6 protein-coding genes and 1 pseudogene are annotated in these 6577 nt (G+C 54.7%); 5 read left to right on the forward strand and 2 right to left on the reverse strand.

Features of this window, described 5'->3' with window-relative positions; translation table 11 throughout:
* Together BLR85_RS27325 and BLR85_RS27330 are read right to left on the reverse strand one after the other, a co-directional pair.
* Positions 1–264: pseudogene (locus tag BLR85_RS27325) on the reverse strand (transposase); the annotation flags it as partial.
* A gap of 167 nt (positions 265–431) precedes the next feature.
* Positions 432–1961: a carbamoyltransferase C-terminal domain-containing protein gene (locus BLR85_RS27330; protein ID WP_170844810.1), complete on the reverse strand. Its 1530-nt coding sequence runs from the start codon at positions 1959–1961 to the stop codon at positions 432–434.
* 508 nt (positions 1962–2469) lie between these two features.
* Here BLR85_RS27330 and BLR85_RS27335 point away from each other — a divergent pair.
* From BLR85_RS27335 to BLR85_RS27355, 5 genes are all read left to right on the forward strand, one after another.
* Positions 2470–2874 (forward strand): SxtJ family membrane protein, encoded by a 405-nt coding sequence (locus tag BLR85_RS27335; protein ID WP_139188589.1) that lies wholly within the window; start codon positions 2470–2472, stop codon positions 2872–2874.
* Between the two features lie 32 nt (positions 2875–2906).
* Entirely contained in the window at positions 2907–3056 is a 150-nt protein-coding gene (locus BLR85_RS30320) for a DUF5989 family protein (protein WP_093164861.1), read from the forward strand.
* 4 nt (positions 3057–3060) lie between these two features.
* Positions 3061–4896 carry a carbamoyltransferase family protein gene (locus tag BLR85_RS27345; protein ID WP_093164863.1) on the forward strand — a complete coding sequence of 612 codons (1836 nt, stop codon included), beginning with the start codon at positions 3061–3063 and terminating at the stop codon, positions 4894–4896.
* A gap of 48 nt (positions 4897–4944) precedes the next feature.
* Complete coding sequence (locus BLR85_RS27350) at positions 4945–6261, forward strand: SGNH/GDSL hydrolase family protein (protein WP_093164866.1); 1317 nt, start codon at positions 4945–4947, stop codon at positions 6259–6261.
* A gap of 96 nt (positions 6262–6357) precedes the next feature.
* The coding region (locus BLR85_RS27355) for a transposase (protein WP_139188590.1) at positions 6358–6577 on the forward strand (220 nt) is incomplete at its 3' end.

Raw genomic sequence — 6577 nt, forward strand, 5'->3', positions numbered from 1 at the left:
TCATTTTTTTCCCAGAGCCTCCTTCAGAAGATCAGCCTGCATGCTGAGGTCCGCGAACATGCGTTTCAGCCGCCGGTTCTCGTCCTCCAGCGCCTTCATCTGGCTCATCATCGACGCGTCCATGCCGCCATACTTGGCACGCCACTTGTAGAAACTGGCGGTGCTGATCCCGTGCTCGCGGCACAGTTCGGGTACTGCCACCCCATTCTCGGCCTGGCGCAACACCGCCATGATCTGCGGTTCGGTGAAACGGCTCTTCCTCATTCGAATCTCCTCGGCTCTCGCCACGAGAAAATTCTACAATCTCATCCCGTTAACCATGGGGAGGATTACCATCCTGCCGAGGAAATTCTACTTCCGCATCCCCTTAAGATCGGGGGGACTACCGGTTCGGCGGCCTCTCCCGTGGCATTCTCTTTTACACAAATCCTTCAATCAGCCTCAGCGGTGCAGATGCCGAGGGCATTCGGTGACGGGCATGTCTGATAAAAACGTATCCCAGCTACGAACCCGTCGAGGCCTTTTCTTTGCGCGAAGTGGTTCAAGTCGCTGGTCTTGTTGATGAACCCCGCTCCCTTAAAATTGAGGGATGTGTTGCAGAGAACACCGACGCCAGTGCGTTGCTTGAATGCCTTTAGCAGCGTGTGGAGCATCGGATGCTGCTCACGGGAAACAGTTTGGATTCTTGCCGACTTGTCAACGTGCGTCACTGCTCCAAGCCTATCGTCGATGACTTTGTGCAGACGCAGCATGTATGGTGATGGGCTGTTTCCATCAAAATGAAGGTGAGCATCTTCTTCAAGACAAATCGGCGCGACCGGGCAGTCTTCAGGGCGCTCTTTTATCCTGTTGAGCTTCCGACGAATTTCCTGGTCAAATGGTGTAGCGAGAATCGAACGGTTTCCGAGGGCCCGCCGACCGATTTCGCAATTGCCATTAGCCCATCCAATTACTTGTCCAGCCTCGAGTCTAGCCGCAATGGCTGCATAGTTGAGCTCCTCACCGATGAGTCCTGGCACACTATCACAGTCATCTTGATACGGTTGGCCCGAGTAAACCGACCAATTCAGCTTCGCCACGCCGGCAAAGTGACGCATTGCGTCCACCGCGGTGCCGATAGCGCATCCGACATCGTTGGCCGAAGGTGAAACATGTAAATAGGGGAATATTCCGCTGTTGCTCCAGCGCGTGGTCCAGTAACAGTTCAGCGCTCCTTCGCCGGAAATCAGAAGTGGATAGCCTTTTTTCATTTTGCGACGCGCAAAAGCCTCGAAAGTCGAAAAGATTGAATCTGATAGGCGCGCCGCGAAATCCCTGAAACGCGAACTCTCCACGCTAATGCCGAGGACTGGAGAAACTTCTGCAAGCGCCAAGGAATCGGAGGCCAAAATCTGTTCTACGACCGACGCGGCCATTGGATCGCAACGAGATGAGTCACCAAAGGACGCACTTCCCATCATTTTACCAAAATCGTCCCGCCCAGTAAGATCAATTAGTCTATCTGTAGCTTTATTGGCAAACCTGTACGCCAAAGAGAATTTTTGGCAAGGATTATCCATAACATGGCCGATATGGGAGATTTCGAGACACTCGTTGACCTCGTAGAAATCTCCAAAGACGTCATCCCAAACCAAAACATAGCAAGGCGCACCCTGTGGAAAGGGCGACATTCCGTAAGCCGACCAGATATGAGCCCTTTCATGGGTGGAAGAGAAAAAATGAACATTTCTTCCAAAGAACGTTCTTTTGCCGATAATTTGTGCCTCGGGTCCGACGCCGAAGCACCCCGCTCCAGTAAGCGAAGAATGTTCAAGTTCATTTCTAGAGTTTCCGGTAAGGGCAAGAACATCCGGCAAATCGTCAAACCACAAGGCACCATCAATAAAGCTGTCCACTGTAGCAGAGGAGTTCCTTGGAAAGCTATCTTTTTCGCCCTCGTAGGAGAAAAGGAGTGTTTGCAAGGAGGTATCTATTGCGGAAAGCGCACCACCTCTTCCAGACTTAAATGATAGTATTCTCATGTAATGCCTCTACGCATCTATAAAAAAGCGCCATGAGCGACCGCCGCCGCAACTCAAAGTGTTGGCAATCCGGCAGCACTTCCGTTGGGTCTCTCTGTTCGACATGAGTTGTCGCGGCTTATGGTGCCGCAATCCACATTGTGGCCCGAACAAACGCAGAGCACACCCCTCCCGTCTGAGCAGTAAACCTTTAGGTCCAGGGAAATCGACAGGTCTGGGCTCAAAATAACCTTTGCCTGAAACATCCAAATTCATTGGCTGATTTCGTTTGCTCCTGTGTGTCTATTCGTTTGCTCCTGCGCGACTTGAGGGTAAGATGATTGGGGGAGCTTGTCAAAACCTATACGTCGTGTAAGATTCGGCGAGTTTTGCGCTTATATTTTGATTCGTTGGGGAGGCTTTGCTAATCGCGTTCCAACGATTTGCTTTGAATTGGGGGGGGGGTCGGTTGTCAGATTTAGTTGCACATTCTGAAGTCGTGATGGGCTCCGAGCGGAATTTCGGCATCGTTTTTGGCGCGGTGTTCTCGATTTTTGCTGTGCTTGGATTGGCATACGGCGGCTGGTATTGGCCTTTCGCGGCGGTATTTGGGCTGGTCTGCCTCGTCCTCGCGTTTGTGTTTCCGGAGGCCTTGCGTATTCCTAACAGAGTTTGGTTTCGCTTCGGCCAACTGCTTCATTCCGTCATCTCTCCCGTCGTAATGTTTCTGGTCTTCGCGATTACCTTTGTTCCGATAGGCATCGTCTTTCGGCTGAGGCGGAAGGATCTTCTGGAGCAGGGTTTCGATCGGAAAAAGATCAGCTACTGGAACGAAAGAACAGAACCGCAGGGGAACATGTCGCGCCAGTTCTGAGAGTCGATACGCTGTCCGGGGAGGGAAGTGAAATGTCTTTGGTGGCCGAACTTTGGACGTTCTTGCGGGAGCGGAAGAAACTGTGGATGGCGCCGATTTTCATCGTACTTCTCGTTTTCGGGGGGTTGATCGTCCTCAGCCAGGGATCCGCAATCGCACCCTTCCTCTACCCGTTGTTCTAGAGCAATGACATACATTCTGGGTATTTCCGCGTTCTACCATGATAGCGCTGCTGCGCTGCTGCTGGATGGCGAACTCGTTGCCGCGGCACAGGAAGAACGTTTTTCCCGCAACAAGCACGATGCGCGTTTTCCCTCGGACGCAACCGCCTATGTGCTGAAACACGCCCAAATCGACCTTGATCAGGTCGACCACGTTGCCTTCTACGACAAGCCCTTCCTTAAATTCGAGCGACTGATGGAAACCTATGTCGCGCTGGCTCCGCGCGGCTTCACATCGTTCAAGACGGCGATTCCGGTGTGGCTAAAGGAAAAGCTGTTCCTGAAGTCCTTGCTTCTGAAGGATTTGCAACGGCTGGGCGCCAAGGTTCCCGCGGAACGCCTCCTGTTTGCCGAGCATCACATGAGCCACGCCGCCAGTGCGTTCTATCCGTCTCCCTTTGACGAGGCCGTCGTGCTGACGGTCGATGGCGTCGGAGAGTGGGCAACCACAACCGTCGGCATCGGTCGCGAGAACGAGCTCGAGATCAAGAAGGAAATCCGTTTTCCGCACTCGCTGGGACTGCTCTATTCGGCATTCACCTACTACGCCGGCTTCAAGGTCAATTCCGGCGAATACAAGGTCATGGGGTTGGCACCTTACGGAGAGCCGCGCTTCAAGGACCGGATCCTCGAAACGCTTGTGGACCTGAAGGAAGACGGTTCTTTTCGGTTGAACCAGAAATATTTCAACTATGCGGCCGGCCTGACGATGACAAGCGCGGCCTTTGCCAACGTGTTTGGAGAACCGGTCCGCGTTCCGGAAACAGACCCACTGACGCAGTTCCATATGGACGTAGCCGCGTCGATCCAAGCCGTTACGGAGGAAGTCTTGTTCCGGATCACCCGCGCCATTTCCGAAGAATACAAGATCCCGAACCTATGCATGGCCGGCGGTGTCGCGCTGAACTGCGTTGCGAATGGCAAGATCCTGCGTGAAGGCAGGTTTGACGAGATCTGGATCCAGCCAGCGGCCGGCGATGCAGGGGGCGCCGTCGGCGCGGCTTACGCGGCCTGGCACCAGCATCTAGGAAACCCGAGGGCGCACAGGGACGGAGACCGGATGCGGGGTGCTTACCTGGGACCGAGCTTCGGCACGGAGGAGATCACAGCCGAACTCGACCGGCTGGGCGCGCGATACACGCTCCATTCGGAGGAAGAAATGATCGAGTCCACGGCCTCCGCACTAGCGGATGGCAAGGCCATCGGATGGTTCCAGGGACGCATGGAGTTCGGTCCAAGGGCGCTCGGTGGGCGGTCGATCCTTGGAGACGCCAGGTCGGAGTCGATGCAGAAGACATTGAACCTGAAGGTCAAGTATCGCGAGAGCTTTCGGCCGTTCGCACCCTCCATTCTGCGGGAGCACCTTGGCGAGTGCTTCGACCTCGATACCGACAGCCCTTACATGCTTCTGGTCGCCAATATCCGCGAAGAACTCAAGAAAGAGATGACTCCCGAACAGGACGCGCTCTTTGGGATCGACAAGCTCAATGTCCCCCGCTCGACCATTCCCGCCGTAACGCATGTGGATTATTCTGCGCGGGTCCAGACCGTGCATAGCGACACTAACCCGCTCTACCATGCCCTGATCTCGCGGTTTCGTAACAAGACCGGCTGCCCTGTCATCGTGAACACATCCTTCAATGTTCGCGGAGAACCCATTGTATGCACGCCCGAAGATGCGTTTCGCTGTTTTATGGGAACGGAACTGGATTTTCTTACAATTGGAAATTGCATTCTGCTCAAAGAAGATCAGGATCCCGCGCTGAAGGAAGATTACACGTCGAAATACGAGCTCGATTGAACATGTTTTCCGTTACTGAAATTTCCAGAAAATTTTCGGGCTGAATCTATGGAAGATACCGACACATCACGCATTTCCGGTTGGTTGGGATTGATCTTTTGCTGTCTGGTGGGGAGCTACTTTTCCCTGACGGCGGCATACGCCTTGTTGAATGCCTCGGATTATGCATCAGACCTGCCGCGACAGATCCGATATTTCCTGACCCCCTTGTCGATCGGGTGTCTGTTTTTCCTGATGGGTTTTGTCCTGCGCCCCGAAAGCCGCTTGATGGTCGGCTTGACGGCGGTTTCAGTGCTGTTCGCCCTGTTCGTTTTCGAGTCTTTCATGACCGTTCGGGTGATTTCCCAGTTTCAGGGGCTCGCAGCCGCCTCTCAGGAAGGATTGGAAGACAAGACAACCCCATTTCGACGTGCGATGCCTCCAGCATATACCTTGAAGGCCCTGAATGCAGAACTCGGAGTGGAGGATGCCTCCGATGCCATGCTAGGGGGAATCCCCGGCACCGATGTCCTGCTATGCACCTTGCATGGGGAGCCTGTCGCCTACAGGGCAGACCGATACGGTTTCCGAAACCCCGATGAAATCCACGATCATCCCGTAGATCTCCTTGTGCTAGGCGATTCCTTCGCCGAAGGGGTCTGCCTGCCTGACGGACAGGACCTCGTCAGCCAAATCCGCGACTATATTCCGGCCACCTTCAACACAGGGACACGCGGCGCCGGCCCGCTCTTCGAACTTGCCCTCCTCCGGCGCTGGGGACCGGAGATTACCCCTCCCGATACGCTGTTCTTTTTCTTTGAGGGAAACGACTGGCAAAACCTCATGGGGGAGAAGAGAAAGGGCTATTTGCTCGAGAATCTCGAATCGCCGACGCCGCCCGGTCCGGCTACCCCGAAGCCCGATCAGATCGACGAGTCTGCCCGCATTATCACCGAATGGTGGGAAGAATATTTCGACGGAAGCTATTATAGTCGGAGGCCGTGGTTGCGGAATTTCATTGCGCTTCAGGAAACGGCTGGCGTCTTGGGTCTGCACTACCCCAAGGGATTTCCTGAGCAGCCGGAATTCCAGGAAATCCTGCGTACCGCCAGTGCGGTCGCGAAGGACTGGAACGGCCATGTCGGTCTGGTTTTTATCCCCGTCGTCGACCGCTACATCGGGTTGTTGCCGAATGGCTTTGCCCATGACGGACTGCGTTACAAGGTAAGGGATGCGGCGGAGGAGGCCGGGGTCAACTTCATTGACCTAACAGACTCCTTCGCCGCCACGAAGGATCCTCGCTCATTGTACGGATCCGATGCCCATTTAAGCGAAGAGGGCGCCGCACTCGCCGCCCGAGTCGTGAAGGATGCACTTGGGAAGTAGCGTTGCCCGGGATGTCTGACGTCAGCACCCGACGGAGAGATTTAGGGGTTTGAGCAACGGAGGGTTCTGGTTCATCGAAGCTGATAAGGAGCGAAGATGAACAAGAAACCCGGAACATCGAAGGATTCCGCTGACAGGCTGGTCAGGGGGATCAAGCGGAAGACTCGCAAGCATTACTCATCGGAAGAGAAGATCCGCATCGTGCTGGCTGGTCTTCGTGGCGAGGAAAGTATCGCCGCGCTTTGCCGCCGTGAGGGGATCGCCGAGAGCCTGTACTACGCCTGGTCGAAGGAATTTCTTGAAGCCGGGAAGCGGC

The sequence above is a fragment of the Aliiruegeria lutimaris genome, assembly GCF_900099935.1.
Taxonomy (GTDB): Bacteria; Pseudomonadota; Alphaproteobacteria; order Rhodobacterales; family Rhodobacteraceae; genus Tropicimonas; species Tropicimonas lutimaris.